Source organism: Ureibacillus endophyticus (assembly GCF_024159215.1).
In the GTDB taxonomy this organism is placed as follows: Bacteria; Bacillota; Bacilli; order Bacillales_A; family Planococcaceae; genus Ureibacillus; species Ureibacillus endophyticus.
Genome location: NZ_JAMYWW010000001.1, coordinates 2,876,462 through 2,901,519, shown reverse-complemented (window position 1 = coordinate 2,901,519; position 25,058 = coordinate 2,876,462). Strand labels below are relative to the sequence as shown.

The following is a 25,058-nucleotide window of genomic DNA, read 5'->3' as shown; positions in this document are numbered from 1 at the left end:
ACCTTTTGATTAACATTTACAATGACATTAATAAGTTAGAAGCAACGCTACGTCAAACTCCGGAGTTTATTGCATTAAAGGAAGCTGTTGAAGCAGTTCGCGCTGACGAAGAAGCGACAAAACTTTTTACGAATTTCCGTGATATCCAAATGAAATTGCAACAAAAACAAATGAACGGTGAGGAATTGCAAGAAGATGAGTTAGTGTATGCACAAAAAGCTGCACAATTGGCTCAAGGTAGTCCAAAAATAATTGCTATGTTAGAAGCTGAAATGGCTCTAAGTAAAATTATTGAAGAAGTTAACCGTATTTTAGTTAAACCAATTCAATCGTTATACGACGGACTTTAATAAGTAGACCGCACGATACTCTCGTGTGGTCTTTTTATATTTGAAGTGTAATTCGTATAGATCTCTTTGAAACGATTGGTTTTCATAAAGGTATTTGCAATGAGTATTTCGTCTTCATAACAAAGGGTATAGTCGAAATGTTCCATAAAAAATCTTCGAATCGGATCATAATGTTCATTTAGAGAAATTGCTCCAGCAAGAGTTGGTCTATCCAGTAAGAAAATGAGGTCACAAATTGACTTTTTACTATAATAGGAGAGAGAAATCGTTATATACAGTGTCCTTTCATCACACTTAGCTTCAGGAATTGAGTGAAAATCGATGCTTAGCTGTTGAAGGATTGATGTGAAGCTAACACTTTCTAATTTTTTGTATGGGATTTTTTTGAAAAGTACCATGTAGTTACCCCCTCTATTAACTTTTTGAAAATTTAATAATTATATATTATATATGAGTTGATTCAATATATCTAGAACTTATAGTAAATTTGTATTGCTTTAATTACAGTATTTACTATTACCATAGTACTAAGTGTGAATAGTTGTTTTCTGTGGTAGTGATTTACTATTGTTTCGATATTAAAATGCTTTATAATAAAATGATTGAAATAAAGAGGAAAGTGAGTCTACGATGAAAATAATCGAAGTAAATGAAGAATTTAAAGAAGATTGGAATCGTGTGTTAAATCATATAGCAAATTTATTTTTTGAAGATTCGAAAATAGTAGTATCTGCTCCAGATGCTGAACTATCTTTTCGTTTTCAACATTTAATAGATGAAACTAATACAATCAATACTTCATGTGAAATGCTTGCAGATGGTCAATCATATAGCAGTAACTATTCAATTCAATATGACTCAGTTGGAACGGAAAAAGAACAGGCAATTCGAATGAAACGAGCACTTTCCCATGTTATGTTAGATGTTCTTGAGCAATATACAGGAATGACACAAACTTGGGGAATCTTAACAGGGGTGCGACCAACTAAGCTATATCATAAGTATCGTAAACAAGGGTTTTCTGATGAACAGATTTATGAAGTTTTAAAACAAGACTTCCGTATATCTGATTCGAAAATAGCCCTTATGCGAGAAATTGTTGAACGCCAATTAGTGACTATCCCAGACTTAGATGAACTAGGTAAAGAGATTTCAGTCTACATAGGGGTACCGTTTTGTCCAACAAAATGTGCATACTGTACTTTCCCAGCCTATGCCATCCAAAGTAACCGAAAGTCTGGTAGAGTAGAATCCTTTATTGACGGATTACACATTGAAATCCGCGCAATGGGTAAATGGTTGAAAGACAATAATATAAACATTACATCTGTTTATTGGGGTGGGGGTACTCCGACATCGATTGAAGCAGAGGAAATGGACGCTTTATATAAAACGATGTTTGAATCCTTCCCAAATCCTGAAAACATCCGAGAAATTACAGTAGAAGCAGGCCGACCTGATACGATAACACCAGAGAAAATTGCTGTTCTTAAGAAATGGGGAATTGATCGCATTTCAGTAAATCCTCAAAGTTATACAGATGAGACTTTAAAAGCAATCGGTCGTCATCACACTGTACAGGAAACAATCGATAAGTTTTGGCTTTCTCGAAATTCCGGTATGAACAATATTAATATGGATTTAATTATTGGTCTACCGAACGAAGGGATAGAAGAGTTCCAACATTCCTTGGATGAATCGGCAAAAATGCAACCGGAATCCTTAACAGTTCATACATTGTCATTTAAACGTGCGTCAGAAATGACTCATAATAAGGACAAGTATAAAGTGGCGGATCGTGAAACGGTTACGAAAATGATGGATATGGCAAGTAGTTGGACTCGCGAAAATGGCTATGTACCTTATTATTTATACCGTCAAAAAAATATATTAGGAAACTTAGAAAACGTGGGATACTGTAAACCGGGTGAAGAAAGTATCTATAATATTGTCATCATGGAAGAAGTACAAACGATTCTAGGAATTGGGTGTGGCGCTTCAACGAAATTTGTAAACCCAGAAACAGGGAAGATTACACAATTCCACAACCCAAAAGATCCAGCTGCATATATTATGACCTTTGAAGAAGCAATTGAGAAAAAAATAAAGATGTTAAATGAGTTATATAATTGATTAAAAAGTCGCTGCATAGATGTAGCGGCTTTTTCCATTTCGGATGCAATAAAGAGAAATGGTTATATTAAATACAGATTAATGCAGGTAATCCGTTTGAAAGGAGTTTTTATTAATGGAGCCCAATTTATATACGTTAGATCGATTTGAACTGGATTATGCTATTTTTCTAAAGCGCCCTGAAGAAACAGATCAACTTTTAATTCATCGCTCTGAAATCCTTACACCTATAAAAGAAGGCGATATTGTACAAATTCATGATACGGGGGAAGAATATGAAATTCATTTAGTAGCTTCAGAAATGAACTGATTGAATAAAAAACATACTAACATTAGTAGTACAAACCAAGGCCATGGTTTGTGCTACTATTTTTTTATAGTAGAAGTGAAGGAAAGTCGAACAGCTCCAGGGACCGTATGAGAGTCCGTAAAAAAAACCGGCTAACTTCACATCCTTATATGAATCAGTTTAGTATGTTGGGTCCAAGAGATCGTGTATAAGAAAGTGGAATCGATAAGGCAATGTGAGGACTTCTATGATTGGCTAAAAAGGAGAATAGAATGATGAATCATGTCATTGCGTTAGATGTGAGTAAAGGGAAAAGTTCGGTAGTTATGTATAATCAATATCGACAATGTGAATATGAAGGTGAACTAAATCATACCCGAGTTGATTTTGAACGATTACATAATCGTATTGAAGAAATAACGAAGTTTGATGGACAAGCACCTGAAATTGTCTTTGAAGCAACTGGTGTCTATTCGAAATCGGTAGAAGCATTTTTAAAAAATCATGGTTATACATATAGTCGGATGAACCCGCTTGAAGCGAACCTACAAATGGCAAAAATGCGACGTCATAAGACGGATGTAAGTGATGCACACGAATTAGCGAAAACACACTTTAAAATGGAGCGTGAAACGACATACGTTCAAGAGGATTATTATGAACAGATGCGAGCTCTCACACGTTATTACGATGAAGTGGATGAAGAAATAATTTTACTTAAAAGTCGGATGCATGCGATTTTGCATATGAGCTTCCCAGAGCTTGAAAAACTCATTACACCAAGTTCTGCTTTATTCTTAAATATCGTGCAGCTGTATCCACATCCAGCACTTGTATTAGCCCATTCAAAAACAGTAATTAAAAATCATTTAAAGGCAAATACAAAAAAGAACCTTTCACTTACTCGTGCAGAGAAAAAAGCAATTGAGCTAATCGAAGCAGCGCAAAATAGTTATCCAGCCATTAAACCGACAGATGTTCGATGTGATCAAGTAAAGGATTACGCCATACGGATTGCAGAATTGAAAGATAAAAAAGAAGCGCTTGTCCAACAGATGAAGACGTTATCAAAAGAACGTCAAGAATATCTTGTATTACGTTCTATTCCTGGTGTGGGCGATTCAACCGCTTGTCGTCTGATAGGTGAAATCGGTGATATTCGCCGTTTTAAAAATGCGAAACAATTAAATGCATACGCAGGAATTGATATTATGCGTTATCAATCTGGCAACACACAATATCGGGACCGAATCAATAAGCGTGGGAATAAACATTTGCGAAAAATTTTATATTTCATGATACAAGGGATGCTTATGTTAAAAGAAAAACCCAATCATTTTGCGGATTACTATTATAAATTAAAAAAGCAACCTCAGAGAAAGCCTCATAAGGTTGCGATGATAGCTTGTGTTAATAAATTTTTGAAAGTGACCTTTCAGTTATTAACACGAGGAATCCTATACGATTATGAGTCCGCACTACCAGCTCAGAAATCGTAATAAAACGTAATACAACTATATCATATAGACCTTTCGAAAAAAATAAAAATCGTTAGGTTTTTTCGGCATGAAAAAATTAGTTTTAGAAGGGAGGGGTACCCCTCCCTTCTAAAACTAATTCATTAAAATAAAAGAAATAACTTAAATATACTTGACTAATCGTAAGAAAGGAGTTGTCTGAAAAGTCATTTTGAGACAGCTCCTTTGTAACTGACGCTACCGCTTTCGTCACAGATAAATTGCGACGAGGATGGTGACAACCACCGCAGGAACAATAATTCATAAGAGATATTTATCAAGAAAGAAAAGAGGTGTCCAAAAAATTATTACTTTTTGGACACCTCCTTAAAATTAATTTTTTAAAAATAGTTCAAAGACATCACTAAAGTCTTCTTTTGTATAGGCATTTGAATGCTCTTTTAGCCATTGGTTTGTAAATTCTGTAATGGCTCTAAACGAATCGGCAGGTGAAGTATGACCATGTCCTGAGGAAGATAAAGTTCTTGTAGCATAATCAAGACTCTCTAACATGTAGTTTCGATACTTATCATTTTCCCTCATTGTTTTCTCAATTGTAATTAAGCTTTTATATAAATCGCGAATTTTGTCCTCATAATTTTTATTGATATCGATGCTTAATGCAGTTTCGCCAATTGTAAATTTAATTTCCACGTCAAGATCAATTGTCCCAGCTGTTTCAAGGGATACATGGCGAATACGGTTATATTTATAATCATAACGTTTCAAAGTACGCTTTTTACTAACAGCAGAATCTCCGTCAACATGGATGAGTGCTAAATTTGTAAAGCAATATTCATCCGCTTTTGTTTTGATTAGAAAGTAAATTCTCTCTCCTTTTTCATGTAAAACATAATCATCTGCCTCTGTTTTATCATAATCAAGCGGATCTATAACTTTTCCAATATCTGATAGGCCAAGTGCATCTGAAGCAAACTTCTTTAACATTTGCAAGTTCCTCTCCTTCGAATGTATGGTCGTCCCTCATAAGTGTAACATATGCTTAACAATAAACCTTAATTCATGTGAATACAACAATATGCCAGAATAGTTTTAAAACTTTCAGAGTGGCACCCTTAAGTTTTCGAAAATATGTTAAAATAAAGATAGCTTTAATTCTAATACATAGGAGATTAAATATGTCAATTAATACTATTATTTTCGATTTAGATGATACATTATTATGGGACAAAAAAAGTATTAAAACAGCTTTTGAAAAAACATGTGAATATGCAGCAACAAAGTATGACGTGGACCCTGAAAAGTTAGAAGAAGCAGTACGCGTTGAAGCTCGTAAACTTTATGAAGGATATGAAACATACGATTATACTGTATTAATTGGGATTAACCCATTTGAAGGACTTTGGGGAACATTTGATGATCCAACTGATTCCTTCCAAAAAATGAAGGAAATTGTACCGACATATCGTAAAGATGCTTGGATAAATGGATTAAAAGCTCTTGGTATTGAAGATGTGCAATTTGGTGCGGAATTAGGCGAGCGTTTTGTTGAAGAACGTAAAAAATCACCATTCGTTTATGAAGACACATATAAAGTGCTTGATGAATTAAAAGGTCAATACAAATTAGTATTACTTACAAATGGTGCACCAAGTTTACAAAATCTAAAATTAGAAATTACACCTGAAATCCCACCATATTTTGATCATATTATTATCTCTGGGGACTTTGGTAAAGGGAAGCCAGATGCAAGTTTGTTTGAATTTATGATGGAGAAAGCAGGCATTACTGCAGAAGAAGGAATTATGGTAGGGGACAACTTAAATACAGATATTTTAGGTTCATCTCGTATCGGCATGAAAAACGTGTGGATTAACCGAGAAGGTAACAAAAATGAATCACAAGTAACACCAACATATGAAGTAAAATCATTAACGGAATTTAAAGAGTTACTGAAACAGTTATAATTAAAAAAGAGCATGAGACAAAACTAAAAAACCACCATTTTTCACTTTAGAAAAATGGTGGTCTTTTGATATGAAGGACGTTGATTTCCATTCCGTGTGGACGCTTTCCGCGGGCATGGCCTCAACTAATTTTTGCCGACATGGCCGGCAAAAATGGATTTTCGGCTCATGCTATTCCTGCAGGAGTCTACCACGCTCCATTCCAATCAACTTTTCTAAACAGCAAATTTTTATCACTAATATTTCTAAATAAATTTGAAAAACCACTTTTGTCTCAAACACTTTTTCTTTACTCTAAATAATCAAATTTCCGAGCATGTTCAACTTGTCTTCGCGATACTTGTTGCGTTAACATATCTTTCTCAGAAACATGGAAAGACTCAAATTCATCATTTGTTGCAACTTCTTCATTATCATCGTATAAATCCCCGAAGTCATCAAGATCCCCTTCGAAGTCAGAAGGCGTTTCGGACGTACCGTATCTTGCTACGAGTTGGAATGTATCTTCATAATCGTGGATGTCGTCTTTATCGTCCCGACCTGAGAATGAATTATCTACTGCCGGGAGTATAACTTGTTCCTCAACAGGACGACCTTTTGGAATATCTTTTGCATCGGTATGTTCAATACAAAAAGATGTATAAGGAATTGCTTCTAATCGTTCATATGGAATATCTTCATGACATACTTCACAAACTCCATATGTACCGTTTTCTATTCTTTCTAATGCGGCATTTACTTTTGCTAGTTCATCTTCATCATGTACTTTCAATGCCATATCTTTTTCACGTTCATAAAGTTCTGTTCCTAAATCGCCTGGATGATTATCAACCGTGGATAATTCATCGACAGAATCACGCAAACTGCCGCGCTCTAAATATTCATCGTTATAATCAGAATCTCGAACTAGTGACTCTTTTTGTACCAGGAGCATCTTCTTTAAATTTGATTTTTGTTGTTCAGTTAAAATGTTGATCACACCCTTTCTTAAAAGTAGTATGAACGAATTGAAGGAAGTTATTATAAATTAAAAAATGAGAAGTAATTTTGAGACGCATTAATTGTGAGGAAGATGATGACATATTGATGTGATCACCACATGAGCAAAGTATAGAAAAAGGCTGTGCAAATTAGCACAGCCCAATTGTTTAATTATAGGTTAATAGCTTTTACTTCATCGATGTTTTCAAGTTGTGAAACGTAAGCTAAATCTTCAGCTGTTACTTCGTTATCAACTGTAAGCATCATTACTGCAGTACCACCAACTTGGTCACGACCAACTTGCATTGTTGCGATGTTGATTTCTTTTTCAGCAAGTTTTGTTGCTACACGGCCGATTGCACCAGGTTTGTCAGTGTTTTTGATGTATAGTAAGTGACCTTGTGGAACAACGTCAACTACATAACCTTCAACTTTTACGATACGAGCACCTAAACCGTTTAGTAAAGTACCTGCAACTGTGTGTACTTCATTTTCTGTTTTAATTTCAACAGTAATTAAGTTAGTGAAGCCTTTTGCAGTAGTTGTTTTATGTTCATTGATTTTAACACCAATACGTTCAGATAAGTAACGAGCGTTAACGTCATTTACATGTTCACCATGGTTTTTCTTTAATAAACCTTTTAAAGCATTAGAAGTTAATGGACGAACATCATAGTTTGCAACTTCACCTGCATAAGAAAGGTTGATTTCTTTAACTGGTTCAGTTGTAACTTGTGATAAGAATGCACCTAGTTTTTCAGCTAAATCAAAGAATGGCTCAACTTGTGCAAGTAATTCTTTTGGAATAGATGGCATGTTAACTGGGTTTGTAACAGTACCTGTTTTATAGAATTTAATAATATCGTTTGAAACGTCAACTGCAACAGATTCTTGTGCTTCAATAGTAGATGCACCTAAGTGTGGAGTTGCAATTACTTGTGGTAATGTTAATAATTTGTTATCAGTAGCTGGCTCTTCCACGAATACGTCAAGTGCTGCACCTGCAACTTTACCTTCAACGATTGCATCATATAAATCATCTTCGTTAATGATTCCACCACGAGCACAGTTGATAATACGTACGCCTGGTTTCATAATTGCGAATTTTTCTTTGTTAAATAGGTTACGTGTTTCTGGTAAAAGTGGAGTATGAACTGTGATAAAGTCAGCAGCTTCACAAATTTCTTCAACAGTTGCTTTTGTTACGCCAAGTTCTTTTGCACGTTCTTCAGTTAAGAATGGGTCATATGCCATTACTTCCATACGTTGACCTTTCGCGCGGTAAGCAACTTCAGCACCGATACGACCGAAACCAACAACACCTAAAGTTTTATTTTTAAGTTCAACACCTACATAAGTTTTACGATCCCACACACCATTTTTTAAAGCGTTATAAGCTTGTGGAATATGACGAGCAAGAGAAGTCATCATGGCAATTGTATGTTCTGCAGCAGAGTTTGTGTTACCGTCTGGAGCATTTACTACAATAATACCGTGTTCAGTTGCAGCATTTAAGTCGATGTTATCAACACCAACACCAGCGCGTCCGATTAATTTTAAATTTTTTGCAGCTTGGATGATTTCACGAGTTACTTTAGTTTGGCTACGAACTAGTAATACATCTACATCTTCAATTTTTGCGATTAATTGTTCAGGAGTTAAACCAGTATCAACAATAACGTTTAAATTTAATTCTGTTTCTTGACGTAATGGGAAAATACCATCTTCGCTTAGTGGGTCAGCAATAAATACGTTAATTACATTTGTAGCAGTTTCTAATTTTGTTACCATGATAAAAAACTCTCCTTATTTTATGAATATTTTGATTTCATTTATTTTTGTGGACCAATTGATAAGTGATTTTTATTTGTTTAAGAGACTGTGAATAGAATCTCCTTTTGCAAATAGAATATAAAAGCCTTCCACCTCCCTACATTGTGTAAGGGGCGAAAGGCATTATTATCAATCTTACGCGGTACCACCCTTTTTCGTTGTAGAAAACGTCTTTTTCGTACAACCTCGAAAGTATGCGTAACGTGCATAACACGGATTGGCATACTAATATTTCAGCCAATCTATTCAGGAGTGGAACTATTATCGTAGAAACGCTGATTTTCACCAACCATCAGCTCTCTTAAGATTCTAGAGATAAAGCATGTCTCCGTCATAATATTTTTTCGTTGATTTAATTGATAACATCATAATCCTTATCGTTCAGTTTTGTCAACAGAATTTAAGAAAAAAATTAATTATAGCTATGAAAACGCTTAAATTCGACATGAAATACCGAACGTTTTATTTATATATTTTAGTTAATGTTCGGTTTTTTCATTGTGGATTCTTTTGATAAAAACGGTTCTTAAAGTAAGAAAAAAGCTTATAAAATCAGAATATTATTGCGATTTTAAACTAATTATGTATGAGAAATAATATTTTTATCATTTGACGATTTACTTGAATAAAGCGAATTATTAGAAATTTTGAAATTGCTTTTGATAGTGTCATTTATAGTAGGGAAAGATATAAGAAAATAAAGGTGAAATGATGGGAATTATTGAATAGTATAAATGAATACTCATTCATTGATAGGGGTGGAATAGATGGCATATGAGACAATTAAAGTAGAAATTGCAGATCGTCGTGCAACTTTAACTTTAAACAGACCAGAATCAGCAAATACTTTAAATTTACTGATGATGCAAGAATTGGCGGATTGTTTTGAGTTTTTAAAGGACAATCCTGAAGTTCAAATTTTAGTTATCAAAGGGGAAGGAAAAGTTTTCTCAGCTGGTGGCGATATAAAAATGATGTTAACATCAGCGGATCCAGTAGATTTTGAAATTGTCATGGGCTATTTAAGTCGTATGATGTTGGCATTTTATCAACTTTCAATGGTTACGATTGCCCAGATTCATGGAGCAGCTGCGGGATTGGGCTTTAGTATCGCTCTTGGCTGTGATGTCATTGTGGCAGAAGAAAAAAGTAAATTGGCGATGAATTTTATCGGTGTCGGATTGGTTCCAGATGGTGGGGGACATTTCTTTATGAAAGAAAGAGTCGGTGTTCCAAAGGCTAAGCAAATGATTTGGCAAGGCTCCATTATGGAACCATCAGAAGCTCTTGAAGCGGGATTAATCGATTATATTGCGGAAGAAAATGAAGTGGAAGCCATGGTTGATCAACTAGTTGGGAAGTTTTTATCATCCCCAATTTTAGCTGTATTAGAAACAAAAGCGATTTTACATTCGCAAAAGATTTCAGAACTTCAAAATGTGTTGAAGTTAGAAGCTGAGGCTCAAAAACGAATGAGAAAAACAGAAGACCATCTAGAGGGAATTAAAGCATTTATTGAAAAACGTACTCAACAATTTAAAGGCAAATAGTGGTAGTCGAAGGTGGTGGGTGCATGCCACCTTTTTTTTATGGATTTTGAGATGATGATGAAGACAGATATAGAGTGTCATTTGAAGAAAATAGTTTTTATAAAGCCGATGAAGACAAAAATTGATGAGAAAATCGAACAAAACGGTATTCATGAAGCCGATGAAGACGAAATTTGATGAGAAATTAATACAAAACGGTATTCATGAAGCTAATGAATACGAAAATCGGTAAGGAATTCGAACAAAACGGTATTCATGAAGCCAATGAAGACGAAAATCGGTGAGAAAATCGAACGAAACGGTATTCATAGAGACGATGAAGACGAAAATTGATGAGAAAATCGAACAAAACGGTATTCATGAAGCCAATGAATACGAAAATCGGTAAGGAATTCGAACAAAACGGTATTCATAAAGCCGCTGAAGACAAAATTTGATGAAAAAATAGAACAAAACGGTATTCATGAAACCAATGAATACGAAAATCAGTGAGAAATTTGAACAAAACGGTATTCATAGAGCCGATGAAGACGAAAATTGATGAGAAATTAATACAAAACGGTATTCATGAAGCCAATGAATACGAAGATCGGTAAGGAATTCGAACAAAACGGTATTCATGAAGCCGATGAAGACGAAAATTAATGAGAAATTAATACAAAACGGTATTCATGAAGCTAATGAAGACGGAAATCGGTAAGGACTTCGAACAAAACGGTATTCATAAAGCCGATGAAAACGAATATCGGTAAGAAAATCGAACGAAACAGTATTCATAATGCCGATGAGTACAAAATCCAAAAGAAATCACTGAAAAAGCGTATTCACAAAAAAATACTCATCTCAACACAAAAAAGACCAGACAAATATGCCCGGTCTCCCAAATTTAAACATGGAATAAGATTAATTTGCCAGAAGAATCAACAAGTCGATGCGTTTTATCCGCAACACCTTTTTCTTCAATTTGCTTTTGTCCCACTACTTTAGCTGTTTCATCGTCATTAAAACTCCATACTTCATCGAATAAAACTTCCCCTGTTTTTTCAAAAGCTGTAAAACGATAATTCCTCATTTCAACAACCCCCTTGATGTAGAACGTATTGTCAAAACTTATATATATAAATCGCTAATAATCGTTGGTTTTATAGTCTTTTACGCAAAAAAACTTGCCACCCCCTGGATTTTGGTGTTAGTTGAGGTTACCACACACAAAACTACCCAAAAAGGAAGTGACAAGTTTGTACCCTCAATTATTAGCGTATTTAATTGAATTTATCAAGTACCAAGAAAAAATAATTAAAATATTAATGGTGATAATATTTGGTAAGGCTGTTGGAAGTGTGCGTCCTGAACAGCCAATTAATAAAGAATACCGCAAGTTACAAGTTGATAAGTTACCCATTCTGTATCAACCTGAAAAAGCATCCTTTCAGGATTTACTAATCGCCTACTTCCATGAACATGGCAAAGAATTAAAGCCTGTAAGACGACACGCCAAGTCCAAATCAAAAGTACCTGAAAACCTCTGTTGTCCTAAGTGTGGTGCACCTTCCTCGTATTTGTATGCGAATAATGGTGCAAAAGGACAATATCAATGTAAGGTATGTGATTGCTTATTTAATCAAAAAAGTCGCTATCAGAAAGAGGCTATTCTTCGTTGCCCCCACTGTATGAAGACCTTAGAGAAAATTAAAGAGCGAAAAGATTTTCACATTTGGAAGTGTAAAAGTAATCAGTGTTCCTATTATTTATCCAATATAGGTCGAATGAGTAAGGAAGAAAAGACCCGATTTAAACAAGATCCACAGGCGTTTAAAGTGCGTTATATTTATCGTGAATTTTTGTTTGATTATCAACCTTTATCTCCAGCATCACCAGTAAAACCACGTGTAGATTTATCACGGATTCATACGTCATCCCATACACTTGGATTGATTTTGACATACCATGTGAATTACGGTATTTCAGCACGGAAAACAGCAGCGATTATGCAAGACATACATAATGTTTCCATTTCACATCAAACGATATTAAATTACGTGAACAGTGTCTCCATCTTGATGAAGCCCTTCGTTGATGGTTATCCTTATGAACTGTCCGATCAATTTTGTGGCGACGAAACGTATATTCGGGTTAATGGGAAATGGCATTACTTATTCTTTTTCTTTGATGCGGCGAAAAAAGTTATTCTCTCTTACCGTGTTTCGCCTAATCGCGATACATTGTCTGCCATTAAAGCAATCGATGATGTTTTACAAAAGTTCAAGGAGATTCCCGAAAACCTGAATTTAATCGTGGATGGCAACCCCATTTACTTATTAGCACAACACTTTTTCGCACAACATGACATTTGGTTTGATGTGACACAAGTGATAGGCTTAACGAACGAAGATCCAGTGTCAGCCGAATATCGTTGGTTGAAACAAATTATCGAACGTCTAAACCGGACATTTAAAGGGCATTACCGTGCGACAACAGGCTTTGGTTCCGAAGCTGGCTCGGTATCGTTTGTGACGATGTTTGTGGCCTATTTTAATTTCCTTCGACCGCATGCAAAGCTGGAAAAGCGTGTGCCGGTCATGATTCCAGAGTTGGACCAGATGCCACATATGCCAGCACGTTGGACAAAACTGATTGAACTGGCCCAATTGGAGTTAACGAAATAACCGCAGCCTACTTTTTTTAGCAGAGTCCTCAAATAACTACATACGAATGACAATCGGCGTAGCGAACTCTTGACAAACCGAATGGAGAAAAGGTTAAAATTGGTATTTGGCGAGGGTTATTTGGTGTGCCTACTTTTTCCCCTTCGCCCTCAAAAATATGGGCGCAACCTTTTCGGAATGTTTGTCAAGAGCGATTGTCCCCTCGTTCGGAGAGTACTTATCGCCCAATACCTTGTGTTTTTCAATTTTTCATAGAAGTTTTGACACTACCATGTAGAAAGATAATACAATTATAAGAGATTAATAGCAAATTATCATAAAAAGTGCACTGTGATTTATCGTTAAATAGTAACTCCCGTGGTACAATGAAATTATCGTTTATATAAAGATAATGCAATATGATACAAAGGAGTGTTTTCAATTTGAAAGGAATCACACAACTCCAAGCGGGGGAACCAGTTAGTCAATATTTATTAATCAAACAAGCTATAAAAGGAGTTACAACAGTAGGAAAACCTTTCATGACACTCATCTTACAAGATAAGAGTGGGGATATTGAAGCGAAACTTTGGGATACAAACGAAGAGCATGAAAATATGTATCGCCCAGAAGTGATTGTTCATATTGGCGGTGAGATTCATGATTATCGTGGAAAGAATCAATTACGAATTAAGCAAATTCGCATTGCTCGCCCAGATGAGGGAATTCAAATAAATGATTTACTACCATCTTCAACAACACCGAAAGAACAACTATATGAGGAGTTAACTCAGTTTTTCTTTGAAATTAAAAATCCAAATATCTCTCGAATTACTAGATTTTTAATGAAGAAGTATCAAGCTGAATTAACTGTTTTCCCAGCTGCGTCAAAAAATCATCATGATTATGCTTCAGGATTATTAGATCATGTTGTATCGATGCTTCGATTAGGCAAATCCATCTGTGATCTTTATCCAACACTAAACCGTGACTTAGTTTATGCAGGCGTTATTTTACATGATATTGGGAAAGTAAAGGAATTAACAGGACCAATCGCAACGTCTTATACAGTCGAAGGAAATCTTTTAGGGCATATTACGATAATGGTAGATGAAATTGGTCAAGCAGCGAAGGAATTAGGGATTGATGGGGAAGAAGTTATGGTTTTAAAACATATCGTACTTTCTCATCACGGGAAAGAAGAATGGGGTAGCCCGAAAAAACCGATGATTCAAGAAGCTGAAATCCTTCATTACATTGACAATATTGACGCGAAAATGAATATGCTAACGAGAGCATTGTCGAAAACAAAACCTGGAGAATATACAGAGAGAATCTTCGCACTTGATAACCGTTCGTTCTATAAACCAACTTTTGAATAATTGTAAAGGGCACCCAATTTATGGGTGTCTTTATTTTATATAAAATCTATTATTTACCAAGTCTAGTAGGTATAATCGAAATTATAAAAGACTAGTAAAGAAGAGAAGTGATCGAGTTTGCGAGATACGATTGATTCGATTGTAAATGCCGGATTAGCAAAGGTTAATACGTTAAATAAAAGTAAATTAAGCTATTTAATGCTAACGATGTTAGGTGGCATTTTTGTAGGATTTGGAATTATATTACTCATTACGATTGGCGGTTTATTAGATCCAGCAGGAAGTCCTTACATACGGATTATTCAAGGGATTTCCTTTGGAGTTGCCTTAAGTTTTGTCGTAATGGGTGGAGCGGATTTATTTACAGGAAATCATCTTATCATGACTATCAGTACGTTAGAAAAGCGAACGACTTGGACAAATACATGGACAATTTGGATTGCTAGTTTTATTGGGAATCTAATTGGATCCGTGCTATGTGCATTTATGTATTATATGACAGGTCTACATGAAGGAAATATCGCAACATACGTAGATAAATTAGCAGCCGCCAAAATGAACGCTCCATTTATGGAACTTCTGTTTAGAGGGATTCTTTGTAATACTTTAGTTTGTTTAGCGGTTTGGTGTTCTTTTCGCTTAAAAAATGAGTCGGCAAAACTCGGAATGATATTCTGTTGTATTTTTCCATTTATTACATCAGGCTTTGAACATAGTGTAGCGAATATGACTTTGTTATCCATTGCATTAATGATTCCACATGGTGAGCTTGTAACAATAGGTGGATTTTTTGCAAATCTTATTCCAGTATCCATAGGGAATATTATTGGTGGTGCGTTAGTGATAGGAGCAGCTTTTTGGTATGGTCAAGAGGATAGAAGAGTTAACTCGTAATGATTCATAATGCCATGTTTCCTGTGTTTAATTGACTTAAATGGTGGAATCGGTGAAAATGATTGAAAAGTAATATAAGGTTTACTATACTAGGACATGCCCTAATGATGGAAAATGGAGGAGATTACGAGTGAATTTACCAAATTGTCCAAAATGTAATTCAGAATATACGTACCAGGATGGAGAGCTTTTAATTTGTCCTGAATGTGCCCATGAGTGGTCAGAAAATGATCAACATGAAGAAGAGGGATTAGTAGTAAGGGATGCAAATGGCAACCTATTAGCAGATGGAGATACTGTGTCTGTCATTAAAGACCTAAAAGTAAAAGGCAGCTCATCTACATTAAAAATCGGAACAAAAGTGAAAAATATCCGATTAGTTGAAGGTGACCACAATATAGATTGTAAAATTGATGGTTTTGGGGCAATGAAATTAAAATCTGAGTTTGTTAAAAAGATTTAATATGAAAAAAGTGCTGTTTAGAAAGGATTTCTTTCTAGACAGCACTTTTTTTGTGAAATTATTTGTCTTCTTTTTTATCGTCAGTTTTTGCTTCTTTTAAGTCTTCTTCAGAATCAAGGTAGTTTTTTAATGCATCTTTTAAGTCTTCATCTTTAATTTTGATTTTTGCATCTTTAATTAATTCAGCGACTTTTGCATTCCAATCACCTTTAGTAGAAGCAATTGTTTCTTTGATTTCGTCTTTTTTCTCTTCTAAAGTACCGTAATCTTTCACTTCACGTTTGTCCGTTACTTGGATGATATGGTAACCAAACTCAGTTTGTACTGGTTCGCTGATTTCATTTAATTCAAGAGCGTATGCTGCATCATTGAATTCTTGTACCATTGCACCTACAGTAAACCAACCAAGGTCTCCACCTTTTTCAGCAGTTCCATCAGTTGAATATTCTTTAGCTAATTTTGCGAAGTCGCCACCAGCTTTTAGTTTTTCATAAACAGAACGAGCTGTTTCTTCATCTGCAACTAAAATATGGCGCGCATTTAATTCGTATTTCGCTTGATCATAATATGCTTTAATTTCTTCATCAGTAACTTCTACATCTTTCGTTGCTTTTTCTTGTAGAAGAGAGAAACGGATATTTTGTTTAAACGCTTCTTCTGATAAGCCGTTTGCTGCTAGCACAGTTTCGAATTGATCACCATATTGTGATTTTACAGATTCGAATTGCTCTTTTACTTCATCCTCTGATACTTCATAGTTATTTTCTAAAATTTGCTCAATAACTACTTGTTCTAATAGTGCATTACCTGCAAGATTTTTTATTTCATCATAGAATTGATCCTTTGTAATATCACCATAAGTTGATGACACTACAACTTCATCTCCTGAGTTACATGCAGCTAGCAATACTGACGAAGAAAGTGCTATTGCTAATAAAGTTTTTTTCATTGGGTATTTACGCTCCTAACTTCAATTAAAATCCATAGTTACTATAACATAAACGCTTGAAAAACAAAATGGTTTCGGTTGAACAGCCTAGATGTAGGGGTAGCACCTGCATAATATAGATTTTGAAAGGGGGTGTCGTGATGGGTAATAGCTACGGTGGCGGATATGGAAATGGATTTGCGCTATTAGTTGTTCTGTTCATCTTATTAATTATTGTTGGTGCAGCATATATCTACTAATATAAACAAACAGATGAAAAGACTAAGAAGAGCTAAAGGTAATGCCTTTAGCTCTTCTATATTATACCGTTGAGTTTTACTCTATCTGGAATACCCCCAGATTCTAAGCTACATTGCAACTGATACTTCTACATAGAAAGATACTAAAAGAATTGTGATTAAAACATTTATTGTGCGGAATATTTTTGCATGTTTTTCTTCTGGAATTTCTTTTTGAGTAACAAGTGCATAGGTCATTCGATTTATTTGGAATAAATAAAATACAGAGAATAGCACTACAACTAACAGTAGCAAGTCTATTCCTCCCCTCTCTTTACAACAATAAGAATAACAAAAAATGTTAATCAAACACAAGTAAATAGTACCTCAAAACTTAGTAGGTACTAATATTTCATAGCCCTTAGGTGTTTCCTCTATTACGGAGTCCCTCGGAGCAGAAATTAAATCTTTTACATATAATATGTCTATTAAGCAAATACTACAATGATACGATAGTATGATACATAAAAAATGAGTGAATTGCGGGAATAACAAAATAAGAGAAATAACGAATCCGTTAATAAAGATAAAAGGTGCTAATAAAGTAAAAATATAACGATTTTTTGGGATCTCTTTTTTTATTCGCATAATAAGTACTGGAATAATTAAAAAATCCCTGCGAATTCGCAATTTAACGGATTTTCGATAGCCAAATAAAGAAAAATAATGAGTTAGCTTATGCAATGGGTAAAGGAAAATACCCCATATTAAGAAAATCCATAACCAATCATCTTTGTAAAATGAAGGGTGTAATTGGCCGAATAATACAAAGGTGAAGGAGAAGATAATGATGAATATTGTGATGGATACAATCGTAAGCCAAGTAGAGCCATATTCATTTTTCAAATTAATCGTTTTCCAACAATGCACAACTAAGACCCCTTTAAAACTTTAGTGAAGATAGTTTAAATGATAAATTATAAAAATGCTACATTTGTTTTGAAGAATGGGCAATTTTCAAAATAAAAAAGAAAAAGAGTGTATCTCTACACTCATAATCCATTGTTAACATTCAAATTAGTTTTCAATCAATTCTATTAAACTATCTTTTTACAATGAGCTTATCATCTTGTTCTACAAGGGTCTCTTTAAAGTTATTAAAAGATTTCTCGAAAATTTGGATAAAATCTTCCCCGTAAATATTTCGAATAACTGCCATTACGTCTAGAAATTCAGGGAATCGTCCATAAAGTTCTTTTAATGCAAGTGATCCATTAAGAATCGAATGCTCAGTATCATAGTAATGATCGTACATGAGCAAAATTAATTCTTCCCCTTCTTTCGTAAGTTCGACATACGTGTTTCGTTTGTCGTCATCACGTTTAGAAAACTTTAAAAATCCTCGTTCCTCAAGTTTTTTGGAGAAGTTAAATGCTGTAGAGACATGCATAACACCGAATCTAGCTACGTCTGAGATTGATGCGCCTTTTAAATGGTAGGCAATCCATAAAATATGATGCTCATTGATGTTCAAGTCATAAGGTTTGATCCACTGTTGCCAATCTTTTTCTACGGCTTTCCAAAGTGCTTTGGATAATTGTGCAATTCTTTGACTATAGAGCATAGCTTCTTTCATCGTGTAACTTTCTTCCGACAAAGCCATCACCATCACCTTCTTCTTTCCTTAACATTAACAATATGAAAATATTATAGCAATAAAAGAAAAAAGTTTAAAGTTAGAAAAATTAAATAATTGAAAAGTGCTTAAAAAATATTATAAATGTGAAAAAAATAATGGTAAAGCGCTATAAAAATTACGGTTTTTTAGGTAAAATAGACTAGTAAAATTATTGTTCATTAGACTTCTTATTATTTAGTTCTGATAAATTATTCTCGATTTCGGTGATAGATTTCTGTAAACCTTCTATTTCTTCTTTTAACTTCATTGCGTCCGGTTCAATTTCTTGCTTAAAACTTGAGACACTATCCCTTAAGTCAGTAATTATTTTTGGTATATTATTTTCGACTTCATTTTTTAATGAGAAAGTTGCGTTTTTTAAATTAATGGTTTGCTTTTTTAACTCTAATAAATTTTCTTTTGCCTTTTTAGAATTTTCTAATATATTTGAACGAAGTTGCTCACCTGTTTGAGGTGTAGTAAATAAAACGGCCGCAATCCCTCCGACAATGCCAGTTGATAAGCCAATTAAAAATGTTTTTGCTCGCATTCTGTTCATCTCCTTATGAATAAAAATGGTTACTATTATTATGATTCTCCTATTGTTATTCATATTAAACCATGAATCGACAAAATTAAATATAATGTAATGACAGAAATATAATCAAAAAAAATAAGGATAGACAAAGCCATAGAGACTTTGTCTATCCTTATTTTAAGCTTGTGATACTGATGTGTTAAATTTAGAGCGTTTTAATAGATTCGTAATAATCGGGTAGATGATAATAAATGTTACAGCATTAAGAGCAACTGCTGGTAAAACTACCGCAATAAATAAAGCACTGAACGCTGCACCACCAGGTAACCCTACTAGTAATAATGCCATTGTTAAGAAAGTAGATCCTGAAAGAATTGTTCCTAAACCTACTAACACTGCACCTACCGCAACTTTTTGAGATAAGTGACGTAAAGCTACAACAATAACAAAAAATACTATTCCAGTTACAAGTTTATCAATGATGTTTGGCACAAAACCACCTGGGAATGTTGAGAATAAACCAGAAAGTACACCAGTTGTAATTGCTAATAAAAATGTTTCTTTAAATGTTGGGAAAAGTAAAATTCCAATAAACATCATCGTAAGCATAAAGTCTGGTTTCATCCCTTCACCATAACCAGGGATAATTAAATAAAGTGCTGCCCCTACACCGACTAAAAGCGCCATTAAAACAAGATTCTTCGTATTCATTTGCTAACTCTCCTCTACAGTTCTATGCTAATCGCCTCCTAACGTGCACTCATTGCCGTTAGCGAAACTTACATATAATATTAATGGCAAAACTAATAATTTGCAATATGGCGCAATAGAATATAAGGGATATGAGTTTTCTAATAGTTTGTTAGAGTACTTAAAATATAAAGAACGCAACCAAAGAAGGTGGCTGCGTTATGTTATCTATTTAAGCATTTAAACTATCTGTAATTTGTGAAGCAACTTGTTGCAACACTTCTGGTGTGAATTCGTTTTGTTTTGTTTCCCATTTGAATTTTAATCCATCTGTTTCATCGTAGCGTGGAATGAAGTGTAAGTGATAATGGAAAACAGTTTGCCCTGCAAATGAACCATTATTATTGATTGTATTCATTCCAGCTGGATTAAATGCTGATTTAATTGCATTTGCAATTTTTGGAGCAACTGCATATAAATTTTTTGCAACTTCTTCAGGCATTTCAAAAAGGTCTTTCACGTGTTGTTTTGGTACAAGTAATGTATGTCCTTTTGTTAATGGTGCAACATCCATAAAGGCATAGACGTTTTCATCTTCATAGATTTTCACACTTGGAATAGTACCATCAATAATTTTACAAAAAATGCAATCGTTCATTGTTAGCATCCTTTCAAATATATGTTTTCTATTTATTTTAACATATGACAACTGATTCCAATCGCGATTTTTGCTAAAATGTAGAAAGAATAGGAGTGAAGTTAAAAAATGACATTGTTACAGCTAAGCGATGTTACAGGTGGTTATACAAGAAAACCCGTAATTAAAGATCTGAATTTTTCAATTGGTGAAGGTGAGCTAGTCGGTTTAATTGGTCTTAATGGTGCGGGGAAAAGTACAACCATTAAACATATTATTGGTACTCTTTTACCTCAAAAGGGAGAAATCCGTTTAAATGGTGTCACTCTAAGTGAAGATATTGATCAGTACCGTACATCCTTTTCCTATATTCCAGAAACACCAGTACTCTATGACGAATTAACTTTAAAGGAACATTTAGAGCTAACGGCTATGGCGTATGGGATAGATGAACATACATTAAAGTCACGTTCTGAGGCATTATTAAAAGAATTTCGAATGGAAAAACGCCTTAATTGGTTTCCATCCCACTTCTCAAAAGGGATGCGTCAAAAAGTAATGATTATGTGTGCGTTTTTAGTGAATCCAAAATTATATATTATTGACGAGCCGTTTGTGGGACTTGATCCACTTGGTATTCAGTCTTTACTTGATCAAATGGATGAAAAGAAAAAAGATGGTGCTTCCATCTTAATGTCTACGCACATTTTATCCACTGCTGAAAAACATTGTGATCGCATTATTCTGTTGCATGAAGGACGAGTTCGTGCGCAAGGAACAATGGATGATTTACGAAAAAGCTTTAATATGCCAACTGCAACATTAGATGATCTATATATCGCAATGACGAAGGAGCAAGACCATGAATAGTTTGAATGAAGTTTGGTCAACGCGATTTAACCATTATATAAATGAAGTGCAAAAATATATGCGCTTTGTTTTTACTGGGCATTTGGCGATCGTCTTAGTATTCATTGTTGGGGCAGTGGGGTACCAATATAGTGAGTGGTTAAAAGTAGCTCCGGATACGTTTCCGGCAGAATGGATTGTATCCATTATAGTAGGAGTTATTTTAGCATTAAGCCGTCCGGTAACTTTGCTCCGTGAACCAGATCAAGTTTATTTATTACCTTTAGAATCTAAAATGGCTTTATATTTTAAGAAGGCATTAAATTACACGTTTTGGTCCCAAGTAGGATTAGCTGTAGTCATTTATATCGTGGCAATCCCAATATTAAAAGCTGTTACTGAATTATCAACTAATCAAATTTGGCTTGGGGTATTGTTTATTGCTGTTTTGAAGTTTTTAAATGTGCAAATTGAATTTAATTACCGCTATGGAAATCGCGGAGAAAATATAGTGATCGACCGCATTACAAGAGCTTTACTTTCTATAATAACAATTCAAACTGCGCTGATAATGAATTATACGATGGCAATCATCTTCGTTGTTTTACTAATTGTATATAACATGGCTCTTAAGAAAAAAGTTTTGAGACAACCGGTTCCTTATGAGCATTTTGTAAAGTTAGAACAAAATCGAATGATGGGTTTTTATCGCTTTGCAAATTACTTTACAGATGTCCCGCATTTAAAGGGATCTATCAAACAACGTAGCTGGTTAAACTTTGTCTATAGCATTGTCCCATATGGTAAAAAGAGTACACAAAACTATTTAGTATATAGAACGTTTATCCGTACCGATGACCATTTTTACTTATGGGTTCGTTTAACTTTGATTTCAGGAATTATTGCATTCGTAGTGAATATTCCTGTCGTAACGTGGATTGTAGCTGGGGCATTGGCGTTTGCAACAACATTACAATTAAAATATGCCTTGCTATCATCAAAGGATTTCCGAATGGACAGACTGTATCCTGTTAAAGAATCACAAAGAAAAGAAGCGGTACAAAAGGTATTACGTCTATTTATGGTCGTTCAAGCAATCATCGTATTACTATGTTCAGTGGGACAACCACTATTCTTCGTACCAGCGATTATTGTAATAGTCCTAAATGAAATTACATTCAGAGTCTCGAAAGATCCTTCAAAACATGATTATTCTTATTAAAAGCGGAGAACGCTCGCCCAGCTCCGACAACAACTGGAAGAATCGACAAAAGGACGCTTTTTGTCCTTGCAGACGATTCTGAAGTTGTCGAGGAGCTAGCGTTCGCAGCTAGACAATAGAAAAGCGGAGCGCGTTCGTTCAGCCGTGATAGAAACTGGAGACTTCTGACAAGTGTGCTCGCACACGCTGGAGGAAGTCGAAGTTTCCGAACGGCTAACGCGCATAGCTAGACAAATTAAAAGCGGAGAACGCTCGCAATCAAAAAAGTGTTTTAAAAGCCACATAGAGCTTTTAAAACACTTTTTTTGTTTATGTGCGCGGTAAGAGCAAATAAGTTTGGATGAAAAGCAAATAAATCTAGTCAAAGAGCAAATAACTCCTAATCAAAAGCAAATAACTCGAGACGAAAAGCAAATAACCCGACCCGCTCCGAAGCTAAACCAACTTAATTCTCCTCTGATAATTTCCCTGAGTAAGTCGTAATGTAACTCGCGGCATTAAATATATTTTGTTTATCCACCCCAGGTATCGCTTCCTGTTTGCTGTAAGCTTCAATAAATTTTTTTGAATTTTTCCATGCTTCAAAGGAGTGTGGCCCTGTCCATTGTGTTAACACGATATAAATATCTGATTTTATTGGACGTAGTAAACGATAGGCAATAAAACCTGGTTCATCCGTAAAAGCAGAGGAGCGGTTCAAAAAGCGTTTTTCAAAAATTGGTCTACCTTCGTCTGTAACAGGTATGTTGTTTAACACAAAATACCCTCTTTGTTCTATTGAATTAATTCCATCAATCACTTCGAACTTACGTGGTGTTGCAAATTTTGTTTTTCCTTCTGTTTCATGTAGGAGAAGGGAATTGCCAGAACCATGTAACACAACCATGTCTTCTTTTTTATGTTTTTTACGAACTTTTTCCATAAAATCTGGGGTTCCAGATGTCAAATAGAGGAACATTTTAAATCCCCTTTCAAAATGAGAATGATTTTAATTTAAAACAGATTAAAATGCTATTTAAATACAAAAAATAATCATAAAAAAAGGTAGTTAACGAACAATTTTATGACATTTGGTGTAGAAAACTATACAATGTCATAGTAACAGTATATATTGGAAAACGGATATCAATGAGAAAATTATCATTTTACTTATTTCAGTATAAAACTCTTTTACTGAATTAAACAAACTTGGGTGTAATATTTTATCAATTTTACCAAGTTACTAAATTGAGGGGAAGGTATAATAATGAAAGCTTTTAATGATACATTATTACGCGCGGCGAGGGGGGAGCGTACAGAATATACTCCTGTATGGTATATGCGTCAAGCAGGTCGATCTCAACCGGAATATCGTAAAATTAAAGAAACATATTCATTAGAAGAAATTACACATCAACCTGAATTATGTGCATATGTAACAAGATTACCTGTCGAAAACTACGATGTAGATGCTGCAATTTTATATAAAGATATTGTCACTCCTCTACCTGGAATCGGCGTTGATGTAAAAATTAAAGCGGGTGTAGGTCCTGTTATTTCTAACCCAATTCGAACTGTTGAAGATGTAGAAAAATTAGGTGAATTTAACGCAAAAGAACATACACCATTCGTCTTAGAGACAATCAAAATTTTAACTGAAGAACAATTAAATGTTCCGCTAATCGGTTTTGCGGGCGCACCTTTCACATTAGCTAGCTATATGATTGAAGGTGGACCATCACGCAATTACAACAAAACCAAATCATTTATGGTATCAGAGCCAAAAGCTTGGTTTGCATTAATGGATAAATTAGCGGATATGATTATTGCAGACGTTACTGCACAAATTGAAGCTGGTGCAAAAGCAATTCAAGTATTTGATTCTTGGGTAGGCGCTTTAAATGTAGAAGATTACCGTATCTTCATAAAACCGGTAATGACAAGAATTTTTGTAGAACTTCGTAAAGAAAATGTTCCCCTTATTCAATTTGGTGTTGGTGCAAGTCATTTAGTAAACGAATGGAATGACCTTCCGATTGATGTTGTTGGACTTGATTGGCGTATGCCGATTCGCAAAGCGCGCGAATTAGGTGTAAATAAAGCTGTGCAAGGAAATCTAGATCCATCGTTGTTACTTGCAGATTGGTCTGTTATTGAGCAACGTACGAAAGATATTATCGATCAAGGATTAGAAGTTCCAGGTCACATCTTTAACTTGGGCCATGGTGTTTTCCCAGAAGTAAACCCAGATGTATTAAAACGATTAACAACTTTAATTCATGAGTATAGTCGTGAACAAGTAACTAAACTATAGTAAGTAGAATCGTCAGTAG

Annotated in this window: 28 protein-coding genes and 1 other annotated feature; of the genes, 15 read left to right on the top strand and 13 right to left on the bottom strand. The window is 34.7% G+C overall.

All coding sequences use genetic code 11. The features are described 5' to 3' along the window. Positions 1-5: 5 nt before the first annotated feature. A complete protein-coding gene (locus NKR20_RS14365) occupies positions 6-350 on the top strand; it encodes a YlbF/YmcA family competence regulator (protein ID WP_121214948.1) in 345 nt (114 codons plus the stop codon). Here NKR20_RS14365 and NKR20_RS14360 read toward each other — a convergent pair. After that, a complete protein-coding gene (locus NKR20_RS14360; RefSeq protein ID WP_253427138.1) occupies positions 347-748 on the bottom strand; it encodes a hypothetical protein in 402 nt (133 codons plus the stop codon). The genes NKR20_RS14365 and NKR20_RS14360 overlap by 4 nt on opposite strands. Before the next feature lie 232 nt (positions 749-980). On the opposite strand from NKR20_RS14360, the gene NKR20_RS14355 reads away from it, so the two are divergent. The 3 genes from NKR20_RS14355 to NKR20_RS14345 all read left to right on the top strand — a co-directional run bounded on the left by NKR20_RS14355 (position 981) and on the right by NKR20_RS14345 (position 4,271). Further along, a complete protein-coding gene (locus NKR20_RS14355) occupies positions 981-2,483 on the top strand; it encodes a coproporphyrinogen III oxidase (protein WP_253427136.1) in 1,503 nt (500 codons plus the stop codon). A gap of 115 nt (positions 2,484-2,598) precedes the next feature. After that, complete coding sequence (locus tag NKR20_RS14350) at positions 2,599-2,793, top strand: DUF3006 family protein (protein WP_253427134.1); 195 nt, start codon at positions 2,599-2,601, stop codon at positions 2,791-2,793. A gap of 254 nt (positions 2,794-3,047) precedes the next feature. Then, the gene (locus NKR20_RS14345; RefSeq protein WP_121216054.1) at positions 3,048-4,271 is read left to right on the top strand and encodes an IS110 family RNA-guided transposase; all 1,224 of its coding nucleotides are present in this window, start codon (positions 3,048-3,050) and stop codon (positions 4,269-4,271) included. A 351-nt stretch (positions 4,272-4,622) separates the two neighbouring features. Here NKR20_RS14345 and NKR20_RS14340 read toward each other — a convergent pair whose 3' ends face one another. Next, positions 4,623-5,237: a PH domain-containing protein gene (locus tag NKR20_RS14340; RefSeq protein ID WP_121214656.1), complete on the bottom strand. Its 615-nt coding sequence runs from the start codon at positions 5,235-5,237 to the stop codon at positions 4,623-4,625. 191 nt (positions 5,238-5,428) lie between these two features. On the opposite strand from NKR20_RS14340, the gene NKR20_RS14335 reads away from it, so the two are divergent. After that, on the top strand, positions 5,429-6,217 hold the full coding sequence (locus NKR20_RS14335) for an HAD family hydrolase (protein ID WP_253427132.1): 789 nt from the start codon (positions 5,429-5,431) through the stop codon (positions 6,215-6,217). A gap of 289 nt (positions 6,218-6,506) precedes the next feature. Here the strand turns inward: NKR20_RS14335 and NKR20_RS14330 are convergent, their stop codons facing one another. Both NKR20_RS14330 and serA read right to left on the bottom strand, forming a co-directional pair. Continuing rightward, positions 6,507-7,196 (bottom strand): TraR/DksA C4-type zinc finger protein, encoded by a 690-nt coding sequence (locus NKR20_RS14330; protein ID WP_366519743.1) that lies wholly within the window; start codon positions 7,194-7,196, stop codon positions 6,507-6,509. Between the two features lie 173 nt (positions 7,197-7,369). Next, complete coding sequence (serA, locus tag NKR20_RS14325; protein ID WP_253427130.1) at positions 7,370-8,989, bottom strand: phosphoglycerate dehydrogenase; 1,620 nt, start codon at positions 8,987-8,989, stop codon at positions 7,370-7,372. 148 nt (positions 8,990-9,137) lie between these two features. Next, positions 9,138-9,375: a binding site (T-box leader), on the bottom strand. A 423-nt stretch (positions 9,376-9,798) separates the two neighbouring features. Between serA and NKR20_RS14320 the strand changes: the two genes are divergently transcribed. Both NKR20_RS14320 and NKR20_RS19465 read left to right on the top strand, forming a co-directional pair. Next, positions 9,799-10,581: an enoyl-CoA hydratase gene (locus NKR20_RS14320; RefSeq protein ID WP_253427128.1), complete on the top strand. Its 783-nt coding sequence runs from the start codon at positions 9,799-9,801 to the stop codon at positions 10,579-10,581. Between the two features lie 51 nt (positions 10,582-10,632). Then, on the top strand, positions 10,633-10,758 hold the full coding sequence (locus NKR20_RS19465; RefSeq protein ID WP_301285936.1) for a hypothetical protein: 126 nt from the start codon (positions 10,633-10,635) through the stop codon (positions 10,756-10,758). Positions 10,759-11,467: 709 nt separating this feature from the next. On the opposite strand, the gene NKR20_RS14315 is transcribed toward NKR20_RS19465, so the two are convergent. After that, positions 11,468-11,653 carry a YhzD family protein gene (locus NKR20_RS14315; RefSeq protein WP_253427126.1) on the bottom strand — a complete coding sequence of 62 codons (186 nt, stop codon included), beginning with the start codon at positions 11,651-11,653 and terminating at the stop codon, positions 11,468-11,470. A gap of 166 nt (positions 11,654-11,819) precedes the next feature. Here NKR20_RS14315 and NKR20_RS14310 point away from each other — a divergent pair, with 166 nt between their 5' ends. From NKR20_RS14310 to NKR20_RS14295, 4 genes are all read left to right on the top strand, one after another. Next, positions 11,820-13,247 carry a DDE-type integrase/transposase/recombinase gene (locus NKR20_RS14310; RefSeq protein ID WP_253428046.1) on the top strand — a complete coding sequence of 476 codons (1,428 nt, stop codon included), beginning with the start codon at positions 11,820-11,822 and terminating at the stop codon, positions 13,245-13,247. Between the two features lie 422 nt (positions 13,248-13,669). Beyond that, positions 13,670-14,608, top strand: a complete 939-nt coding sequence (gene yhaM / locus NKR20_RS14305; RefSeq protein ID WP_253427124.1) for a 3'-5' exoribonuclease YhaM — start codon at positions 13,670-13,672, stop codon at positions 14,606-14,608. Positions 14,609-14,725: 117 nt separating this feature from the next. Continuing rightward, positions 14,726-15,502, top strand: coding sequence for a formate/nitrite transporter family protein (locus tag NKR20_RS14300; RefSeq protein ID WP_253427122.1), 777 nt, complete (start codon positions 14,726-14,728; stop codon positions 15,500-15,502). Positions 15,503-15,632: 130 nt separating this feature from the next. Then, the gene (locus NKR20_RS14295; RefSeq protein ID WP_253427120.1) at positions 15,633-15,965 is read left to right on the top strand and encodes a zinc ribbon domain-containing protein YjdM; all 333 of its coding nucleotides are present in this window, start codon (positions 15,633-15,635) and stop codon (positions 15,963-15,965) included. A gap of 58 nt (positions 15,966-16,023) precedes the next feature. On the opposite strand, the gene NKR20_RS14290 is transcribed toward NKR20_RS14295, so the two are convergent. Continuing rightward, the gene (locus NKR20_RS14290) at positions 16,024-16,914 is read right to left on the bottom strand and encodes a peptidylprolyl isomerase (protein ID WP_253427119.1); all 891 of its coding nucleotides are present in this window, start codon (positions 16,912-16,914) and stop codon (positions 16,024-16,026) included. Between the two features lie 140 nt (positions 16,915-17,054). Here NKR20_RS14290 and NKR20_RS14285 point away from each other — a divergent pair, with 140 nt between their 5' ends. Continuing rightward, positions 17,055-17,153: a YjcZ family sporulation protein gene (locus tag NKR20_RS14285; RefSeq protein ID WP_036200292.1), complete on the top strand. Its 99-nt coding sequence runs from the start codon at positions 17,055-17,057 to the stop codon at positions 17,151-17,153. 108 nt (positions 17,154-17,261) lie between these two features. Here NKR20_RS14285 and NKR20_RS14280 read toward each other — a convergent pair whose 3' ends face one another. The 6 genes from NKR20_RS14280 to NKR20_RS14255 all read right to left on the bottom strand — a co-directional run bounded on the left by NKR20_RS14280 (position 17,262) and on the right by NKR20_RS14255 (position 20,696). Then, positions 17,262-17,447 carry a hypothetical protein gene (locus NKR20_RS14280; protein WP_121214665.1) on the bottom strand — a complete coding sequence of 62 codons (186 nt, stop codon included), beginning with the start codon at positions 17,445-17,447 and terminating at the stop codon, positions 17,262-17,264. 72 nt (positions 17,448-17,519) lie between these two features. Then, positions 17,520-18,062 carry a DUF3267 domain-containing protein gene (locus NKR20_RS14275; RefSeq protein ID WP_121214666.1) on the bottom strand — a complete coding sequence of 181 codons (543 nt, stop codon included), beginning with the start codon at positions 18,060-18,062 and terminating at the stop codon, positions 17,520-17,522. Between the two features lie 172 nt (positions 18,063-18,234). After that, entirely contained in the window at positions 18,235-18,795 is a 561-nt protein-coding gene (locus NKR20_RS14270) for an HTH-type transcriptional regulator Hpr (protein ID WP_121214667.1), read from the bottom strand. Between the two features lie 184 nt (positions 18,796-18,979). Beyond that, entirely contained in the window at positions 18,980-19,360 is a 381-nt protein-coding gene (locus tag NKR20_RS14265) for a YtxH domain-containing protein (RefSeq protein WP_253427118.1), read from the bottom strand. Positions 19,361-19,525: 165 nt separating this feature from the next. Beyond that, positions 19,526-20,059, bottom strand: a complete 534-nt coding sequence (locus NKR20_RS14260) for a tryptophan transporter (RefSeq protein WP_253427117.1) — start codon at positions 20,057-20,059, stop codon at positions 19,526-19,528. 211 nt (positions 20,060-20,270) lie between these two features. After that, positions 20,271-20,696 carry an HIT family protein gene (locus NKR20_RS14255; protein ID WP_121214670.1) on the bottom strand — a complete coding sequence of 142 codons (426 nt, stop codon included), beginning with the start codon at positions 20,694-20,696 and terminating at the stop codon, positions 20,271-20,273. A gap of 108 nt (positions 20,697-20,804) precedes the next feature. On the opposite strand from NKR20_RS14255, the gene NKR20_RS14250 reads away from it, so the two are divergent. After that, on the top strand, positions 20,805-21,545 hold the full coding sequence (locus NKR20_RS14250; protein WP_121214671.1) for an ABC transporter ATP-binding protein: 741 nt from the start codon (positions 20,805-20,807) through the stop codon (positions 21,543-21,545). Continuing rightward, the gene (locus NKR20_RS14245; RefSeq protein WP_253427116.1) at positions 21,538-22,746 is read left to right on the top strand and encodes an ABC transporter permease; all 1,209 of its coding nucleotides are present in this window, start codon (positions 21,538-21,540) and stop codon (positions 22,744-22,746) included. Before NKR20_RS14250 ends, NKR20_RS14245 begins: the two co-directional genes overlap by 8 nt. A 445-nt stretch (positions 22,747-23,191) precedes the next feature. On the opposite strand, the gene NKR20_RS14240 is transcribed toward NKR20_RS14245, so the two are convergent. Then, the gene (locus NKR20_RS14240) at positions 23,192-23,704 is read right to left on the bottom strand and encodes an antibiotic biosynthesis monooxygenase family protein (RefSeq protein WP_253427115.1); all 513 of its coding nucleotides are present in this window, start codon (positions 23,702-23,704) and stop codon (positions 23,192-23,194) included. A 288-nt stretch (positions 23,705-23,992) separates the two neighbouring features. Here NKR20_RS14240 and hemE point away from each other — a divergent pair, with 288 nt between their 5' ends. Then, positions 23,993-25,039, top strand: coding sequence for a uroporphyrinogen decarboxylase (hemE, locus tag NKR20_RS14235; RefSeq protein WP_253427114.1), 1,047 nt, complete (start codon positions 23,993-23,995; stop codon positions 25,037-25,039). Positions 25,040-25,058 lie beyond the last annotated feature (19 nt).